The sequence below is a fragment of the Alteromonas sp. ABH4_453 genome (assembly GCF_056160665.1).
Window position 1 is genome coordinate 1 of record NZ_JBSWXP010000005.1, and the last position, 16,927, is coordinate 16,927.

General features: G+C 43.7%; 17 protein-coding genes and 1 pseudogene. 11 read left to right on the forward strand and 7 right to left on the reverse strand.

Features of this window, described 5'->3' with window-relative positions:
- The coding region (locus ACXAGV_RS10785; protein WP_474873259.1) for an IS3 family transposase at positions 1-625 on the forward strand (625 nt) is incomplete at its 5' end.
- A 107-nt stretch (positions 626-732) separates the two neighbouring features.
- Entirely contained in the window at positions 733-951 is a 219-nt protein-coding gene (locus ACXAGV_RS10790) for an addiction module protein (RefSeq protein WP_474873260.1), read from the forward strand.
- A gap of 126 nt (positions 952-1,077) precedes the next feature.
- On the opposite strand, the pseudogene ACXAGV_RS10795 reads toward ACXAGV_RS10790, so the two are convergent.
- Positions 1,078-1,155, reverse strand: a pseudogene (locus ACXAGV_RS10795) (hypothetical protein); the annotation flags it as partial.
- Between the two features lie 227 nt (positions 1,156-1,382).
- Between ACXAGV_RS10795 and ACXAGV_RS10800 the strand changes: the two are divergent.
- The 5 genes from ACXAGV_RS10800 to ACXAGV_RS10820 are packed head-to-tail and all read left to right on the forward strand — an operon-like array spanning position 1,383 to position 3,448.
- On the forward strand, positions 1,383-1,628 hold the full coding sequence (locus tag ACXAGV_RS10800; RefSeq protein ID WP_474873261.1) for a hypothetical protein: 246 nt from the start codon (positions 1,383-1,385) through the stop codon (positions 1,626-1,628).
- 54 nt (positions 1,629-1,682) lie between these two features.
- Positions 1,683-2,051: an MmcQ/YjbR family DNA-binding protein gene (locus ACXAGV_RS10805; RefSeq protein WP_474873262.1), complete on the forward strand. Its 369-nt coding sequence runs from the start codon at positions 1,683-1,685 to the stop codon at positions 2,049-2,051.
- A 13-nt stretch (positions 2,052-2,064) separates the two neighbouring features.
- Positions 2,065-2,442: a DUF3703 domain-containing protein gene (locus tag ACXAGV_RS10810; RefSeq protein WP_474873263.1), complete on the forward strand. Its 378-nt coding sequence runs from the start codon at positions 2,065-2,067 to the stop codon at positions 2,440-2,442.
- The gene (locus tag ACXAGV_RS10815) at positions 2,432-3,223 is read left to right on the forward strand and encodes a PhzF family phenazine biosynthesis protein (protein ID WP_474873264.1); all 792 of its coding nucleotides are present in this window, start codon (positions 2,432-2,434) and stop codon (positions 3,221-3,223) included. The genes ACXAGV_RS10810 and ACXAGV_RS10815 overlap by 11 nt, the downstream gene beginning before the upstream one ends.
- A 39-nt stretch (positions 3,224-3,262) precedes the next feature.
- Positions 3,263-3,448, forward strand: coding sequence for a DUF4177 domain-containing protein (locus tag ACXAGV_RS10820; protein WP_474873265.1), 186 nt, complete (start codon positions 3,263-3,265; stop codon positions 3,446-3,448).
- Between the two features lie 138 nt (positions 3,449-3,586).
- Here the strand turns inward: ACXAGV_RS10820 and ggt are convergent, their stop codons facing one another.
- Positions 3,587-5,344 carry a gamma-glutamyltransferase gene (ggt, locus tag ACXAGV_RS10825; RefSeq protein WP_474873266.1) on the reverse strand — a complete coding sequence of 586 codons (1,758 nt, stop codon included), beginning with the start codon at positions 5,342-5,344 and terminating at the stop codon, positions 3,587-3,589.
- Between the two features lie 14 nt (positions 5,345-5,358).
- Positions 5,359-6,123 carry an enoyl-CoA hydratase gene (locus ACXAGV_RS10830; RefSeq protein WP_474873267.1) on the reverse strand — a complete coding sequence of 255 codons (765 nt, stop codon included), beginning with the start codon at positions 6,121-6,123 and terminating at the stop codon, positions 5,359-5,361.
- Between the two features lie 111 nt (positions 6,124-6,234).
- On the opposite strand from ACXAGV_RS10830, the gene rrtA reads away from it, so the two are divergent.
- Positions 6,235-6,819 (forward strand): rhombosortase, encoded by a 585-nt coding sequence (rrtA, locus tag ACXAGV_RS10835; protein WP_474873268.1) that lies wholly within the window; start codon positions 6,235-6,237, stop codon positions 6,817-6,819.
- Between the two features lie 191 nt (positions 6,820-7,010).
- On the opposite strand, the gene ACXAGV_RS10840 is transcribed toward rrtA, so the two are convergent.
- A complete protein-coding gene (locus ACXAGV_RS10840) occupies positions 7,011-9,506 on the reverse strand; it encodes a S9 family peptidase (RefSeq protein WP_474873269.1) in 2,496 nt (831 codons plus the stop codon).
- 177 nt (positions 9,507-9,683) lie between these two features.
- Between ACXAGV_RS10840 and ACXAGV_RS10845 the strand changes: the two genes are divergently transcribed.
- Positions 9,684-10,238, forward strand: a complete 555-nt coding sequence (locus ACXAGV_RS10845) for a glutathione peroxidase (protein WP_014949715.1) — start codon at positions 9,684-9,686, stop codon at positions 10,236-10,238.
- Between the two features lie 170 nt (positions 10,239-10,408).
- Here the strand turns inward: ACXAGV_RS10845 and ACXAGV_RS10850 are convergent, their stop codons facing one another.
- Entirely contained in the window at positions 10,409-11,011 is a 603-nt protein-coding gene (locus tag ACXAGV_RS10850; protein WP_474873270.1) for an FMN-dependent NADH-azoreductase, read from the reverse strand.
- Positions 11,012-11,252: 241 nt separating this feature from the next.
- Here ACXAGV_RS10850 and ACXAGV_RS10855 point away from each other — a divergent pair, with 241 nt between their 5' ends.
- Positions 11,253-13,721 carry a CHRD domain-containing protein gene (locus ACXAGV_RS10855; RefSeq protein WP_474873271.1) on the forward strand — a complete coding sequence of 823 codons (2,469 nt, stop codon included), beginning with the start codon at positions 11,253-11,255 and terminating at the stop codon, positions 13,719-13,721.
- 97 nt (positions 13,722-13,818) lie between these two features.
- Here the strand turns inward: ACXAGV_RS10855 and ACXAGV_RS10860 are convergent, their stop codons facing one another.
- Both ACXAGV_RS10860 and ACXAGV_RS10865 read right to left on the reverse strand, forming a co-directional pair.
- Entirely contained in the window at positions 13,819-15,060 is a 1,242-nt protein-coding gene (locus ACXAGV_RS10860) for a cystathionine gamma-synthase family protein (RefSeq protein ID WP_474873272.1), read from the reverse strand.
- A gap of 96 nt (positions 15,061-15,156) precedes the next feature.
- Positions 15,157-15,792, reverse strand: coding sequence for a 1-acyl-sn-glycerol-3-phosphate acyltransferase (locus ACXAGV_RS10865; protein WP_474873273.1), 636 nt, complete (start codon positions 15,790-15,792; stop codon positions 15,157-15,159).
- Positions 15,793-16,099: 307 nt separating this feature from the next.
- Here ACXAGV_RS10865 and ACXAGV_RS10870 point away from each other — a divergent pair, with 307 nt between their 5' ends.
- Positions 16,100-16,882 carry an NRDE family protein gene (locus ACXAGV_RS10870; RefSeq protein ID WP_474873274.1) on the forward strand — a complete coding sequence of 261 codons (783 nt, stop codon included), beginning with the start codon at positions 16,100-16,102 and terminating at the stop codon, positions 16,880-16,882.
- Positions 16,883-16,927 lie beyond the last annotated feature (45 nt).

Here is a 16,927-nt window from a genome sequence, read left to right on the forward strand (position 1 = left end):
CTGCGTTAATACCATTGCGAAAATCATGCAGCAACTAAAGTTACGTGCTCGTAACGGTAGAGCGTTTCGATACTCGCAATATAGTCATAGTCATGTGCGCGTGAGTGAAAACGTTTTGCGCCGACAATTTGTAGCAACAAAGCCCAATACAAAGTGGGTCACTGACATCACTTACATTCGATTTAAAGGCCAATGGCATTATTTGGCTACCGTAATGGACTTGTACTCAAGAGCTATTGTTGGGTGGGCGTTTGATGGCCATATGACCGAAGAGCTTATTATACGCGCACTTAATATGGCAATTAGCAGACGAGACATAGAACCAGGGTTAATCATTCACTCCGACAGAGGTGTTCAATATCGCTCTGTGCGATACCAAGACCTAATAATGAGCATTGGCGCAGTGTCCAGCATGAGCAGAAGAAGCAACTGCTGGGACAATGCAGTAATGGAGTCATTTTTCAGTCGAATGAAAGTCGAACTCATATACGGGGAGAAATTCAACTCGCTTCAGGAAATCAAATCTTGTATCTTCGAGTACATTGAAATTTTTTATAATCGCGTGCGTCAGCATTCAACATTGGGCTATGTCAGCCCTTACGAATACGAAGCGACATACGCTTAACATGGATGTCCACTTTTAGTGGGTAAGACCACCGCTACTTGTAAATCCAGCCTTTCACTTCTCTTTTTTAGTGGTAATATCAAATCATACCCAATGGGAGTTATTTTATGTCTGAGGCATTCAAAGTGATGCTAGAAAATATCGAGCAACTCAGTACTAAAGAGAAAGCACTTGCTGCCCACTGTCTTTTAACGGCTATGGATACCAAGATTGATAGCGATGTGGAATCCAAGTGGGTAAAACTTGCAGAATCTCGCAGCGCAGAGCTAGAGTCTGGTGCGGTAAAAAGCATTAGTTGGGTAGAGATAGAAAAGGGTCTTAATTAAAAGATACTGCCTGTTTCCTTTCACCTATAAGTTAAAAGGGAAATAAAAGAGTCGTTTGATTGGTATCAAGAACAGTCATTGGGTTTGGGTCACGAGTTTACCCAAGAACTCAAGGAAGCCATCGATTCAGTGCCATGCTCTGTAACCAACTAAAGTTAACTGCTTGACCATCTTGAATTTGTACACGCGAAGAAAGGCTAGGTCGCCTTTTTTTGGTCAGCGAGAAGGTTCATGGACCTGGGGGGCCCACTTTCATCCTTGCTAATTCTTTTTGGCTAAAGCAAGAAGAGTAAGATGAAAAATCACCTAATATGGTTAATTTAGTCTGCCGTCTAGTTTTGTATTCTTTGTGTAGTTGTAGTAATTTCAAGTGTTTAAGGTAGCGCTAATTAGGCGCAACTGCATCTATTTTCAAGGAAGGTTTTAACTAAATGAAGATTGTTGCATTCCCACTTTTCTCTCTACTTCTTGTTGGCTGCGGCACAATTAATACCACCCATGACGGCTTAGATGCTATCTACAATACAACGTCTGCTGTGATTAAAGCTAACGGCAACCAAGCTGAGTGCTCTTCGGGACATTATGATGATAAAAAGAAATGTAAAAGTCGCTCGCAGGCAAAAACAAATGCTATTTCAGAGTTAATCAGCAAGCATCGTAGTGACAGCGAAACATAAGATTATGATAAAGATCTATGACTCATGCTCTGACAATTAGTTAAGTGAGTAACTATGACCCTCGACGAATTCAATCATTTTTGCAAATCACTGCCCCACACTACTCATGTCGTTCAGTGGGGAAATTCAGAAGTATGGAAAGTAGGTGGTAAAGTTTTTGCTATAGGCAGCATTGGCAAGGACGGACACCCTGCTTTTACCTTTAAAACATCTGAGCAAAACTATTATTTTCTGGAAGAAAAGCCTGGCTATAGGCCTGCGCCCTATCTCGCTAGTCGTGGAATGAAGTGGATACAACAGTACAATTGCGAGAGTGATGAAGATGAAGCGTTAGAATACTATTTAAGCGCATCTTATAAACTAGTATCGTTAGGGTTAACCAAGAAAATGCAAAAAGAGCTTGGTTTAAATCAACCTCAATAAAGGTGCTTACACCATGTTCAAAGCAAAAGGCTTTACGCGCAATATTCGCCCTTATGTAGAAGCTGAACTAGCGCTAGCTCATAGAAAGCAAAACCAAAACAGCCAACAGTGTGCTTTTTCACACTTAGAAAATGCACATGTTCTTAGTCAAGCCTCTACAAGGCTACACGTTAAAGTACACGTTCAAATGCTTTTATGGGCAGTGAAACAAGGCAATATTGGTGAGTTTTTTGGTCAACTTTTCAGAATTGCGGGCGCTGCCACTAAAACTGTTTTTGGGCTAGTACCTCATGGAAATACAGGTGGCGCTAACGTTAGCCCATTTAAGGCAATGCCAATTGAACCAAACTTAAATACGATCATAAAAAAAGCGCGTTCTAATGAAAATTAAAATTAACGTTGTCGATGCATTTACCAATGTAAGGTTTAAGGGTAATCCTGCTGCAGTAGTTATAACGGGAAAATGGCTTAGCGATGAAAAAATGCAAGAAATCGCTGCTGAAAATAACCTTTCAGAGACCGCCTTTTTAGTTGAAGATGATAATGGCGTATTCGCTATACGTTGGTTTTCCCCCATGACGGAAATCGACTTCTGTGGCCACGCAACGCTGGCATCCGCTTTCGTAATCTTTAGCGAAAATTACCAATTACCGCATATTTCTCTATTAGCCAAGTCGGTTGGTATGATGAAAGTCGTTAAGAAAGACGACGGATTTATTCAAATGGACTTCCCCAATAAAATGCCCCACCCAGTCAACGATGTGCCTGAAGCGTTACTACAAGGGCTTTCTATCAAGCCCAAAAGTATTTTAAAAAATAACCAAGCTTATTTTGCTGTTTATTCTGACGAAGACGATGTTTTAAGCGTAATTCAAGACAGCGAGCAGCTTAAATCACTCGCCCCCTATGATGTGGTAGTGACAGCACCGGGTACGCAATTTGACTTTGTATCCCGTTATTTCTGGCCTGCGAATGGCGGTGATGAAGATCCGGTTACCGGTTCAATCCACACTGGGCTGGCTCCCTATTGGGCAAAAGTGTTTGGACGGTCAAAACTTATGGCTTATCAAGCATCTAAACGAGGTGGCACATTAAAATGTGAGGTGGCAGGCGACCGCGTGCTTATTTCTGGCCAAGCGGTGTCTTACCTTGAAGGTTATATTACTATCTAACAATTTAAAGAATAAAGCTGTAGAAGGAACTATAAATAAATGCAAAAAGTCGTTGAATTTAAAACTCGAAACTTTTGGTCTAGCCAACTTAATTTAGACACCCTTAACGGAGAAGTTACCAAATACAACAATCAGGGCTGGCGTGTCATTCAAGTAACACCAGTGTCGTCTTTTTCTGCACATGTTCGTTCGGTATTACTCCTTCTTGAAAAATCGAATAGTTAAGAGTAGAAACTCGAAAGAGCAGACCATTTTATTTACATTACCCCAGCACAAACAAAAAAGCGGAAGATATCTAACCTTCCGCTTTCACTCACTCAACAGCGCATTGCTGCATTTAGTTTTAACTAGGCAAACGCCAAATTAGCGCCCTACTGCAATGCCTTCTCTGCGAGGATCTGCGCCGCCAATTAATTTACCTGATTTAAACTGAATGCCATGAAGACCGCTGTTTAAATCCACTACTTTAACGTTATGGCCGAGTGCCTTTAACGGCTCTTCAAGCTCAGCTATTGGTGTGCCCTTCTCTAACGCAGTGTAGTCGTTTCGATTAGTAATTTTAGGAAGATTGATGGCTTGCTGAATATCCAAGCCAAAGTCTAAAACTCCAATTAGGGTTTGAGCGACGTAGCTTACAATTCTAGAGCCGCCCGGCGAGCCTACAACCACCTCTAAATTCCCTTCTTTGTCGAACACCATGGTAGGGCTCATAGCACTTCTAGGACGCTTACCAGGCTCTACGCGATTTGGTACTGGAAAACGGTTTTTGGTTGGCGAAAATGAAAAGTCGGTAAGCTGATTATTAAGCAGGAAGCCTTCTACCATAATCCCAGAACCAAACATGAATTCAATGCTGGTAGTCATTGATACTGCATTGCCCTCTTTGTCTACTATAGAAACGTGTGAGGTATTGGGCAGCTCCATTGACGTACCAAGTGCTACATTCGCATCGGCGTAAGGATTACCCGCGCGTTTGCGGCGCCACTCTTTATCAACAGCAATACTCTCGGCACGGCGCTGAAGATAAGCGGTATTAATCATGGCCGCAAACGGCAAGTTAGTAAAATCGCTATCCGCTATGAACTTCTCGCGGTCGGCATACGAAAGCGCACTTGCTTGCGTGTACAGGTTGGCAAACTCTACTGAATCCGGCGCATACTGGCTAAGTTCAAAACCTTCTAACATTTTAAGAATTTGATAGACGTTCACGCCACCAGAACTAGGCGGTGCCATACCGCAGATACGCTTTTCGTGATATAGCCCACAAACAGGTTCGCGCTTTACAGGCTCGTAGTTTGCTAAGTCATCTAACGTCATCTGGCCTGGGTTGATTTCAGCGCTATTTACCGCTTTTACTATTTTTTCAGCGACCTCGCCTTTCAATAAATAGTCGCTGCCTTTTTCAGCAATACCTCTTAAGGTTTTGGCCAGCTTCTTATTTTTCCTTACCGTGCCTTCTTTTAACGGTAAGCCTGCCGGGAAGAAGTAAGTAGAGCTTGCAGGAAAAGTTTTCAGGCCAGGGTGATAGTCTAATGCAACAAGTTTGGCTAAACGCGGCGATACTTTAAAGCCGTCTTCAGCTGTTTTGATTGTATCGTCGAACAGCGTATTCCAAGGCAGCTTGCCGAACTCGCCCTGAGCCATTTCTAGCGCTTTTACTGCACCAGGCACGCCAACCGACTTACCGCCTACTACGGCATCTAACCAGCGCATTGGCTTATTACCTTCAATAAACCAATGAGAATTGACAGCTTTCGGTGCTGTTTCACGGCCATCAAAGGTGTGAAGTACTTTATTCTTATTATCCCAATAAAGGATAAATGCACCACCACCAATACCTGACGATTGTGGTTCAACCAGCGAAAGCATCGATTGCACAGCTACCGCTGCATCGATCGCACTTCCGCCCTTTTCTAAAATATTCTTTCCCGCCCAAGACGCATAGGGATTGGCCGCTACAACCATATAATCTTCGGCTTCAAATGCCTTTTTCTCTATGTAGCCTGTTGCCGCTTCTGGTTCTCCGACTTCACGTGTTTGCTTCGCGTTCGCACCAAAAATAATACAGCTAGATAATGCAAGAGTTACCACTGAAGCTCTGAAAAAAGCACTGCGTCTCAAAATAATACTTCCTCTTATTTAAATTTTTCGGGGTTAATTGGGCGTTTTTTAAGAAACGCATCAAACGCTTCCTGGGCTGCGGTTGTGCCCAACGCTTCTAAAAATATATCAAACTCTTCGTTCATTTGTTGGTTTGTTCGCTCTCCGTTACCTTTTAATAGCGCTTTTGTTTGTTTAAGCGAAAATGAAGGCTTGGCGACGAGTTTCTCTACCGTAGTTTGAACCGTTTTATCTATTTCGTGAGCGTCGACAGCTTTTGTCAGAATACCAAATTGATAAGCGTCGGCAGAGGTAAAAGGTTCGCCCAGCATTAGCCACTCTGCCGCTTTGATATGACCTGCAACCTTAGGCAAAAGATAACTTGATGCATATTCAGGAACAAGCCCTAAGTTGATGAATGGTAGAACAAATCGGGTATCTGGAGTGGCGTAAACAAAATCGCAATGAAGTAAAAGCGTTGTGCCTATGCCCACTGCTAATCCGTGAACTTGAGCAATAACCGGTAAATTACATGCAGCCAAAGCTCGCATAAAGGCAGCTGTTTCTGGCACCTGAGCGTGATCTTGCTGCTGCGTAAAGTCGCCAATATCGTTGCCTGCGGTAAAACAATCACCGGCACCTTTTATCACCACCACTTTCGTTGAGCCATCGTTCTTAACACCTAATATGGCATTCGCCATTTCTTGGTACATATCGCGTGTTAACGCATTTTTCTTGTCAGTTCGGTTAAGCGTAATGGTTAAGCACTGCTGATTATTTTCGGTAATGATGTAAGACATAATTACTCCTTTACTGTCGTCTTTTTGTTTTGGGCGTACTTCAGTTTTCACCCTATAGGCAATTTCTGTATCATAGCCAGCAAATTCTAATTTCAAAAATAACTAACACTGATGATGTCACTGCCGTTTTCGCTTAAGTATAGCGCTGGTCCTTTATTTATAGCGCTATGCTCCGTAGTCGCGTTTTTCTTTGAGCCTATGTCTGGCAATTATTTGGCTTACGATAGGTACGCCATTCAAGGTCTAGAAACTTGGCGTATAGTCAGCGGCAATATCGTGCACACCAATGGCTACCACCTACTTTTAAATTTAGCAGGTCTAGCGCTGTTGTGGGCGCTACACGGTGAACATTATCGCATTGGTTTGTACTTAAAAGTTTTTGTATGGTGCTGCTTAGGAACCAGTGTCGGGCTTTATTTCTTCTCTCCAGATCTAATATGGTACGCGGGTTTGTCTGGCGCATTACACGGTATTTTCGCATGGGGCGCCTGTGTTGATATAAAAGAGAAGATGAAGTCGGGTTGGTTACTACTTATTGGGTTAGCGATTAAAGTGGGATACGAGCAAATAGACGGTAGTAGTGAACAAGTTGCAAACCTGATTGACGCAAAAGTTGCCGTAGACGCGCATTTATTCGGGGCGCTTACGGGTCTCGCAATCTTTTTACTTATGTTTATTACGGCGAAAAGAAAATAGAAACTCGAGCGATATAGCGTCACTCTTTTTGCGCATTTTAATTCGTTAAAACAGATAAAATGTGCTGAAGCAAAAAATGAAGAATAAAAAAGGCCCGAATTCATTGAATTTGGGCCTTTTTCTGTAAGCCTATTACTTTGTGAACAACCCAGCGCTTCTTAGGCGTTAGGCGATTCAAGTAAAGGCTTTGCTTATAAGTTTTCTTCAAATAACTTATAGATACGGCGGTATTCGTCAAGCCAAGAGCTTGGCTGTACAAAGCCATGTGGCTCTACCGGATAAATGGCCGTTTCAAAATCTTCTTTCTCAAGCTCGATAAGACGCTGTACCAATCGCACGGTGTCGTGGAAAAACACGTTGTCATCAACCATTGGCGCATTGATAAGCAAAGGCTTTTCTAGTCCATCGGCAAAATAAATCGGCGAGCTACGCTCAAACGCGATGGGGTCGATATCAGGCGTATTCAGAATATTAGCCGTATATGGCGTGTTGTAATGGGCCCAATCGGTTACCGGACGAAGTGCTGCACCTGCCGCAAACAGATCTGGCGCGGTAAACATAGACATAAAGGTTAAGAAGCCGCCGTATGAACCGCCGTATGTGCCAATACGCTCACGATCTACATTTGCATTTTCAACAAGCCAGTTAACACCATCACGCAAATCTTGCACTTCAGGGGTACCCATTTGACGATAAATAGCGGTTCGCCAATCACGTCCGTAGCCAGCACTAGCGCGATAGTCCATATCTAGTACGACATAGCCTTGCTGCACGAGCATGCTATGGAACATGTATTCTCGGAAGTAACCAGACCACCCCATGTGGGCGTTTTGCAAGTAGCCTGCACCGTGATTAAACACTACCGCTTTGTTTGGTGCCGTCTTGTCGTAATTTTCCGGTAAATATACTCGTGCGTAAATAGGTGCATCGGTATGCGACGATTCAATAGCAACGACGTTAGGCACCGCCCATGGAAGTGCATTAAAATCTGCACTGGTGCCTTGCGTGATTTGCTTTGCCGCTGTTGTTTCGTTTGCTGGCTTAATGTAAAGCTCTTGTGGTTGATTCACCTTGCTATGGCTTAGCAGCAAATTTTTACCATCAGGGCTAAGTGAGTAGTCTGTCATACCATTCAAATCAGTCATGGTATCGATGGTATTGTCACTTAAATCTGCACGATAAACTTCGTAAAGCCCCGGGTGCTCCATATTAGCTTTAAAGTAGATATAATTGTCATCGCTAGAAAGCGTTAAATCGTCAACAATAAAACGGCCGCTGGTTAGCGCGACAGGCTTCTCGCCAGGCTTTTGAACGTATAAGTGAGAGTAACCAGTATGCTCAGACTGATAGTAAAGTGTTTCGCTGTCATTTAGCCAATCAAATGCGTTGAAACGGTAGTTTACCCACGCATCGTCATGAAGCCTATGTTGGTTTTCTAGCGTTTTATTCGCTAAGTCGACTGTTGCAATCCAGCGGTCTTTGTTGTCCCACGCTTCTAGCATTACGGCAACAGCGTTACCGCTTTTGTGCCAGCGAATCGAAGGCTTAGTCCAATACCAGCTTTGCAGTAAGGTAATGTCGCGCGGCAAACGATTAACTTCATAGGTCTCGCCTTTTGCTTTCGCGTTTTCTTCTTTTACATCTGCAAGTACGTCGTCATTGTAGCCAGGCAAAGTAAAGTATTTAAGTTCACTCTTCTCGCCTGTTTTCAAATTAAGCAGCCACAGTTCATGATTTACCGATTCCGCATCTGCAACACGTTGGCGCACGGGTTTCGCGGCTATGCGGCTGTCTTCTTGGATATAATGCGGCATGATGTCGCTGTCATCACGAGTCGGCTTACTTTCCGTGGTTGCTACTACCGCGAAGTTACCCGCAGGTGAAACGCTAATACCCGCTAGTCGATGCGACTTATCAAAGTAAAACGGCGTAGGTGCTACACTGCTGTTTTCTTTGGCCAACGCTTTTTGAGCGTCGTCTTTTTCTTGTCTGTTTTTGCGCTGTAGTTTGATGTATTCCACCAGCGACTGTTGCTGCTCGGCAATATAATCTTTAGGCGGCTCAACCGCTTTGGGTTCGTCGCTAAACTCCCAGCTCAATAATTCTTCGCGGTTGCCGTTAGATAGGTCTATAGCAATAAATTTGTTACCGCTTAACGCCATTAAGCGGCCATCAGTCATAAATGAAAGCGTTGACAGCGCATTCCCGCCACGCGCGATACGCACGGTTTCACCGTTGGTAAATTGCACATAAACACTGTCTTCAAATGAATAAGCAATTACACCATCATTTCTTACTACACGTTCGTCAAAACGATACTTGTGCAAGTCTGATAATGGCGCTTTTACGGCATTGGCAGGGTTTGAGAGTTCAGCAACATAAACATCTGTTAACGCGCTATTCTGCCTTTCTTTTTCAAAAACAATTTTATCGCCATTGACCGACCACCCCATACCTTCGGGTAGCGCGCCCATCCATTGAGGGTCTGACATTATTTGCTTTAAAGTAATGTCACCATTTTTCGCGCTGTTCTGAGGCCCGACATCTGGTGTAACGGTTTGCTGGACAGTGGCAGCAGGAAGCGATGTAGGCGCTGCTTGGCTAGATGTTTCGTTAGTGGTGCTTGCACATCCGCCCAACGCAAAAGTAACGCTAGCCGCGATGAGTAAAGAAGAGTATTTTTTCATTATTTTAAGTCGTTGTTATGTAAAAAACGTTAACATTATACGCAGAGCCGTTGCTAAAGCGCTAACGTTCATCGATTGAGATAGTGAACCAAACGTAAACCCTCTGCGTTTATGGTTGTGAAACTGGTCTGTCGGCCTGAACAAAATAACAAAAATTCACTGATGAGGTAAAACACTATGAAAGCGAAAGGTTTTGTACCTGCGTTGCTTGCGCTCAGCTTTTTCACGACTCCTAGCTTTGCGAGCGAGTGCCCCAGCGTACTAAAATTCATGAAGCGTAAGCTCAACTCACAAGAAACGGTGAATTTGTGTAACGAATATGCCGGAAAGACCCTTTTAGTGGTTAACACAGCCAGCTATTGCGGCTACACGCCACAATTTGAAGGTTTAGAAGCCCTTTATAGTGATTATAAAGACAAAGATTTTGTAGTACTTGGCTTCCCGTCGCACGATTTTAACCAAGAAGATAATGATGAAGGCAAAACGGCAGAACTGTGTGAATTGACTTATGGCGTAAAGTTCCCGATGTTTGAACCAATATCGGTAAAAGGTGAAGACGCCGATCCTATGTATAGAATGCTAAAAACCGCCACCGGCAAAGCGCCATCATGGAACTTTAATAAGTACCTTATTGACAGTTCCGGTAAGCAAATAACCCACTACCCTAGTTCAACAAAGCCCACTGATCCGGCTTTTATCGCTGACATAGAGGCACTCCTCAAAAGCGAATAAAACCGCGAATATCAACGCTGCCTACAGGTCACACCAAACGAGAATCTAAAAGCCGCGCATAAAAAAGCCCCGCGTAAGACGCGGGGCAATCAAGCACACTCAACTTGGAACACACTTTTAGCTGAAAACATACTTCCTACGTTTTAGCTAACTGCATTAATTTAGTGTGTTTAGTTGTTGGTTAGTTCAATAATTTTTTCGCTTGCTTCAGCAAAAGCCTTATTTGCCTGCTCTTCACCCATGTTAAGTCCTTCAGCATAAACGAATTTTACATCGCTAATACCAATAAAATTTAAAAAGTGTTTTAAATATGGTGTTTGCGTATCAAAGTCTGAACCTGCATATACACCACCACGCGCGGCAAAAACAGTAGCTGATTTATTTTCTAATAAACCAACAGGGCCTGTCTCGGTGTACTTGAACGTGACACCTGCTCTTGCAATACGATCGAAATAAGCTTTCAAGCTCGATGGAATACCAAAATTGTACATTGGCACTGCCAGTACAATTTCATCTGCCTCTTTTACTGCTTCAACAATGTCATCAGAGATTTTTGCCAATGCCTGTTGTGATTCATTTCGCTCAGACGCCTCAGTCATCCACGCCTGCATCTCTTCACCTGTTAGGTGAGGAAGGGCCAGCGAGGCTACATCCACACGATTAATACTTACTGAGTCATCACTTTCAATTTTTGAAAGGTATTCGTTTGCAATTTTTGAAGAATTACCTTGTTCGCCACTAAGGCTGGAAAATATAGCTAAAACTGTTTTCATGCTGCACTCCAATGTTCGTTGTTTCGTTAATACACAATGATATTAGCGGAATAAGTTTGGATGAAAATCTCAAAAAAATGAGGTAACTGTTCTAGTTTATCGAACGATAATCTGAAAAATTAGACAACCTTGTAAATTAATTGAAAACATTACATTGAATTAATGTTACAAGGAGGTTGATCTTCTCTTATCCGCTTCACGTAATCGGGTTTGCCACAACACAATTAAGAGGATACAAAAAATGAGAAGGACCAAAGCGCTCCTTGCATGTTCAATCTTACCACTATTTTTAATCGGCTGCTCTGATGATGACGATGATGAAGTCGTTGAAGTCCCCGCCCCCGTTATTGAGTATTCTAACGTTCGCGTTGTTCACGCAGCATCTGACGCTCCTATGGTCAATGTCACCGCTAACGACGCAATTCTGAACGGGTTAGAAAATGTAGATTACCAGGTCGCTTCATCACGGTTTGAAGTTGAAACGGGTACATACGATATTGGGGTAACAGGTATTCTTCCAGGTGAAAACGCTGAAGTGCTGCAAGCTGACGTTACTTTAGAAGCTGACGTGAACTACGATATTTTTGCCGTGGGTAATGTTGGCGATGAAACATTATCGCTTTTAACTGTGACCAGTATGGAAACCGCAGTTGATGCTGGTAACGCTCAAGTACAAATTGTACATGCAGCGTCTATGGCGCCAACGGTTGACATCTACGTTACCGCCCCAGAAGCGGATATTAGCGCAGAGCAACCGCTTGTTACCGCTGAATTCACAGATTTTACCGATTTAATTCAAGTGCCGGCAGGCGACTATCAAATTCGAATCACGCCAGCGGGCGAAACCACTGTAGTGTACGACTCAGGCACGGTTAACTTGGCTGACGGCGCGGATTTACTCATTGCTGCCACTAATAATGTGGGTACTGGTGATTCGCCTGTAACACTACTAGCTGCAGACGGTGACGGCAGTTTCAAGATATGGGATACAGAAGCAGGTGCCGAAATTCGCGTAGTGCACGGTATTAGCGACGCGCCAGCGGTGGACGTTATTGCCAATAACGAGATTGTGCTAGTAGACGGCATTCAGTTCCCACGCACCACCGATTACCTGTCCGTTGCTGCGGGTGATTACTTAATTGATGTTGTAGCCGATAGTGACAACAGTGTTGTGGCTGTTGACGATGCAGAATTGACACTAGAAGTAGGTATGTCTTATACCGCTATCGCAAATAACGTTTTAGCGGCGCCAGAACTTGATGTACTTGTTGATATGCCACGATCTGTTGCTACTGAAGCGAAAGTACGCATTGTACATGCTTCACCTTCAGCGGGTAACGTCGATATTTATGTAACCGCAGACGGCGAAATTGATGCGGTTGACCCGGCATTTGCTGATATTGCCTATGAGACCGGTGAGCTTGTTGAAACAGGTTATGTAAGCCTTGCGGAAGGTGACTACGTAGTGACGGTTACGCCTACTGGTACCAAGACAGTGGCAATTGAAACAGACGTCTTATCATTAGAAAATGGTGAGATTTACACGGCAGTTGCACTAGACGGCGCAATGGAAGGTGATTTACCTCAATTAGCATTACTTGATGGCCTAGCACCACCTCCACCTGCTTTTAACGCTGATATGACTTACAACGTAAGTTTAAGTGGCTCACAAGAGGTACCCGCTGTTGATACTATGTCTACTGCAACAGCAGTAGTTGAAATTGACGAAGACTTGCCTGCATTTAGCGTAAGCGTTGACGTTTCAGGCCTAACCGACGTTACGGGTGTACACGTACACGATGGCGGCATCGGTATGAACGGCCCGGTTGCTTTCCCACTCACTGATGCAGGTAATGGCACGTATGTTTTAGCTGAGACTATCATTTCGCCGAGTAACTTAGATGCGCTTACTAGTGGTGAATGGTATCTGAACGTGCACACTACCGCCAACCCAAGTGGCGAAGTGCGTGGTCAAATTGTTCCTGATACAACAGCGGTAGTGACATTCTCGCTAAGTGGCAGTCAAGAAGTACCAGCAGTAGATACTATGGCAATGGGCTCTGGCTATGCTCTTTTCGATACGACCAACAATAACGTTTCTCTTGTGGCGGTAACCACCATCGAAAATGCGACTATGGCACATATTCACACTGGGTTTGCTGGTGTAAATGGGCCTGTGCTAGAAGCGTTGGTCGAGAGCGAAGAAACGGCGGGTGTGTGGATGACAGACGGTAGCGTAATGCTAGATGAAGCCACTGCTACGCAATTACTTTCAGGTGGTCACTATGTGAATGTGCATACAGCGGCATTCACTGGCGGTGAAATTCGAGGTCAGATCACGCCTGACAACATTGAAGTGTACGGCATCATTGCCAACGGCCTACAAGAAGTGCCTGCAGTAACTACTACAGCAAGCGGCGCTGGTGCATTTACTCTGAATACATCAACAGGTGCACTGTCAGGTAGCGTAACTATAACTGGAATGACTGCCAACATGGCGCACATTCACGAAGGTGAAGCGGGTGTAAATGGTGGTGTATTACTTGGGCTCACTGATGGTACCGATGGAATGTGGTCTGTACCAGCTAATACTACGTTAACCGCTGAGCAAATGGGCGTGATGGCAGACGGGGGTCTTTACACTAACTTCCACTCAGACGCATTTCCAAGTGGTGAAATTCGCGGTCAAATCACGCTAGGTTTTGACTAACAGGTGCTAGTCAAACATATATATTGAAGGCAATTAATACCATATAAAAAAGGGGCGAAAGCCCCTTTTTCTGTAGTTTAACGTAGCAAAACATTGTCTAAATCGTGTTTAGCGCTGCTTCGAAATCTGCAATCAGATCCTGAGTGTCTTCAATACCTACCGAAATACGTAGCATGGTTTCGGAAATCCCCATAAGTTCACGTTCTTCTGCCGTGTTCTCGAAATAAATAGTAGGGGCAACAGGAAGCGCAAGAGTGCGATTATCGCCTAAGTGCGTTGCACAAATAACCAGCTCCATTTCGTTCAAAAACGCCACAGGATCTGCACCGTCAATAAGATCAAAACTCAAAATTGCACCGTAGCCACCGTTAAGGTATTCCCGTGCCATAAAATGCTGTGGATGGTCGGCAAGACCTGGATAAAACACTTTAGATACCTTTGGGTGATTATCTAGAAAGGTTGCTAGCTGCATCGCGTTGTGCTGGCTTCGTGTTAAACGCAAATCAAGGGTTTCCATGCCCAATGCAATAGCCGTGGCTGATTGAGGTGCCAATGTAGCACCTAAATCACGAAGGCCTTTCTTTTTGATTTGAGTAATGCCCCATTGTGCTGTATCTGTAACCTGATAGGCAGGCTTGAGGTTGTCAAACTTTGTCCAGTCAAAGTTGCCAGTGTCCACTACTGCGCCGCCTAATACATTGCCGTGACCTGCGATGTATTTGGTTAATGAGCAAAACACCAGTGATGCCTTAACATCTTTTGCGTAGAAAACTGGCGGCGGTGTCATGGTGTTGTCAACCATAAACAGCATGTTCTTTTCTTCACAGAATTGACCAATGGCGTGAAGATCAGCAACCTGTGTTACAGGGTTTGCCACGGTTTCCGTGTAAACACCTTTTGTGTTCGGCTGATACGCTTCTTGAACTTGCTGAATGTCGGTCACATCAGTGTACGTAACCTGCACACCGAAATCTTTTATCGTTTCGAAAAAGCTTCTTGTGTTGCCGAAAAGGTATTGGCTTACGATTAAATGATCGCCCGACTTTAACAAGGCAAATAAAGAACTGCTTATAGCCGCCATACCGGTTGAGTAGCATAACGTACCAACACCGCCTTCTAAGTCATTTAGCATATTTTGTAATGCAGCCACAGAGGGCGAAGAAGAACGAGAGTAAACGTGAGCTGCGCGCTTGCCTTGAAACGCATCTATAATGCCCCGCGCATCTTTAAACTCAAAAAGAACCGAATTAGATGTGCTGCTGTGTACACCACCATGTTCTGGAGTGTTTAGCATGCGATCAGAATGTACCTGACGGGTTGTGAATCCCAATTTTGTCACGGGTGAAGCTCCGAAAATAGATGTTTGCGACCTAGCCAAATACGCACCGGATTAGTCTATTTATGACAGATGCGTACATACCACTTACAAAAATGGTTATGGCTTTATAATGCAGTTTTTAGGATATTTTGCGCAAACATTATCATAAAACGTATAAATAGTTTGCATTTGTTCATCTATATTAGTCACTTTCTGAATAATTGGCCCCAATACAATTCTTTTTCTAGCGTAGTCCAAACCTATGACTTGAACAGGAATTTCAGCTTGTTGTGCAATATGCATAAACCCCATTTTCCATGGATAAATGGGGCTACGAGTACCTTCTGGCGCTAAGGCAAGAATAAGCTGATCAGCCTCTTTAATTTTATTTGCAATAGAGGTGACCACGCCGTGGGCTTTACTTCTTTCAATGGGAATGCCCCCTAGCCTCCTCACAATGCCACCTAGTGGTGGCTTAAAGATGGTGTGCTTTCCAAAAAAATTAATGTTTAGCTTGAATGAAAACACCACGAATAAGCCAATAAAAAAGTCCCAGTTTGATGTATGCGGTGCTACCGCTAAAATGGCTTTTTTCTGATTAATGAGTTCGCCTTCTACTTGCCAGCCTTTTTTTGTGAGCACCCACGCGGCAAACGACGACAGCCACTGTGGCCACTTACGAGGAATACTGCTCCCCACGATGACCTTACTGGCTAATTGAGAGTGGTTATTTGGGTGCGAGGGTTTTGTCATTATTATTATGCTCTGCTTTTTATTCTATATTGGGTTTTATTTAGGTTTTTATTTACGGCTTGGTTTAAGGCTTTAAATACTGGTGAGCTACATCGGCATGGCATTATTGGCAGGTTGCTTTCAATACTTCATAGGCCTTCGTGCTTTCTTTTTCTGTTTTGTACCCGCATATTCTTTTACTACGTAACACATCATTCTGCGCGTACATTGATGAAGAGTAATCAAAACGCAAATGTAACGCAATTGTTAACAGTAGCGATTAAACGATGTGTGATGAACAAATTAAGAAAAGGACACTAGGTACGCTATGTGTATTTTATTTATCGCAAACAAGATGCGAGATGACTATCCTCTTATCATTGCAGCAAATCGAGACGAGTTTTACGCAAGACCGACTGCACCTTCAACATTTTGGGAAAGCCACCCGCACATGCTTGCTGGGCAGGATTTAGAAGCTGACGGCACTTGGATGGGTGTTACGCGTAACGGAAAAATTGCAGCGCTTACCAATGTGAGAGACCCACAAAACATCAATAAAAATGCAGTATCCCGCGGGGAATTGGTTGCTAATTGGCTTAAACAAAACCCGGCCCAAAAAGATTATGCCGAGCAGTCAGCATATTTAGCTACGCTTGAAGAAACTCGTCACCAGTACAACGGGTATAACTTACTATTTGGCGATGTGAATGCGCTTCACGTTTACAACAACGTAAACAATTCGACCCACTCAATTGATACCGGTGTGTATGGGCTGTCAAATGCTGATATTGCTACGCCATGGCCAAAAGTCACGCAGGGCGTTACTGCCTTAAATGACTATGTGCAGCAACGAAGTACAATCAATGATGACGATTTATTTGATATTTTACGCCACGAAAATAAAGCAGATGACGCCCTGCTACCCGTCACGGGCATAGGTTATGAATGGGAGAAGGCATTATCTTCCATTTTCATTCAAACCGAAAAATACGGCACGCGTACGTCTACCTTGTTGTTGATTGATAAAAACAACACGCTCACTTGGAAAGAGCGTCGGTTCTCAGACAAAGGAAAAACAGTGGAAACCCGCGCCTTTTCTTTTTCAATTTAGCGTATTTTTGAAATGAAACTTTCGTTTACGCTTTATAAAGCAGAT

Bases quoted from the DNA above. Each gene is read 5' to 3' on its own strand.
- ACXAGV_RS10790 (WP_474873260.1), top strand. From the start codon at position 733: ATGTCTGAGGCATTCAAAGTGATGCTAGAAAATATCGAGCAACTCAGT.
- ACXAGV_RS10800 (WP_474873261.1), top strand. From the start codon at position 1,383: ATGAAGATTGTTGCATTCCCACTTTTCTCTCTACTTCTTGTTGGCTGC.
- ACXAGV_RS10805 (WP_474873262.1), top strand. From the start codon at position 1,683: ATGACCCTCGACGAATTCAATCATTTTTGCAAATCACTGCCCCACACT.
- ACXAGV_RS10810 (WP_474873263.1), top strand. From the start codon at position 2,065: ATGTTCAAAGCAAAAGGCTTTACGCGCAATATTCGCCCTTATGTAGAA.
- ACXAGV_RS10815 (WP_474873264.1), top strand. From the start codon at position 2,432: ATGAAAATTAAAATTAACGTTGTCGATGCATTTACCAATGTAAGGTTT.
- ACXAGV_RS10820 (WP_474873265.1), top strand. From the start codon at position 3,263: ATGCAAAAAGTCGTTGAATTTAAAACTCGAAACTTTTGGTCTAGCCAA.
- ACXAGV_RS10830 (WP_474873267.1), bottom strand. From the start codon at position 6,123: ATGTCTTACATCATTACCGAAAATAATCAGCAGTGCTTAACCATTACG.
- rrtA (WP_474873268.1), top strand. From the start codon at position 6,235: ATGATGTCACTGCCGTTTTCGCTTAAGTATAGCGCTGGTCCTTTATTT.
- ACXAGV_RS10840 (WP_474873269.1), bottom strand. From the start codon at position 9,506: ATGAAAAAATACTCTTCTTTACTCATCGCGGCTAGCGTTACTTTTGCG.
- ACXAGV_RS10845 (WP_014949715.1), top strand. From the start codon at position 9,684: ATGAAAGCGAAAGGTTTTGTACCTGCGTTGCTTGCGCTCAGCTTTTTC.
- ACXAGV_RS10850 (WP_474873270.1), bottom strand. From the start codon at position 11,011: ATGAAAACAGTTTTAGCTATATTTTCCAGCCTTAGTGGCGAACAAGGT.
- ACXAGV_RS10855 (WP_474873271.1), top strand. From the start codon at position 11,253: ATGAGAAGGACCAAAGCGCTCCTTGCATGTTCAATCTTACCACTATTT.
- ACXAGV_RS10865 (WP_474873273.1), bottom strand. From the start codon at position 15,792: ATGACAAAACCCTCGCACCCAAATAACCACTCTCAATTAGCCAGTAAG.
- ACXAGV_RS10870 (WP_474873274.1), top strand. From the start codon at position 16,100: ATGTGTATTTTATTTATCGCAAACAAGATGCGAGATGACTATCCTCTT.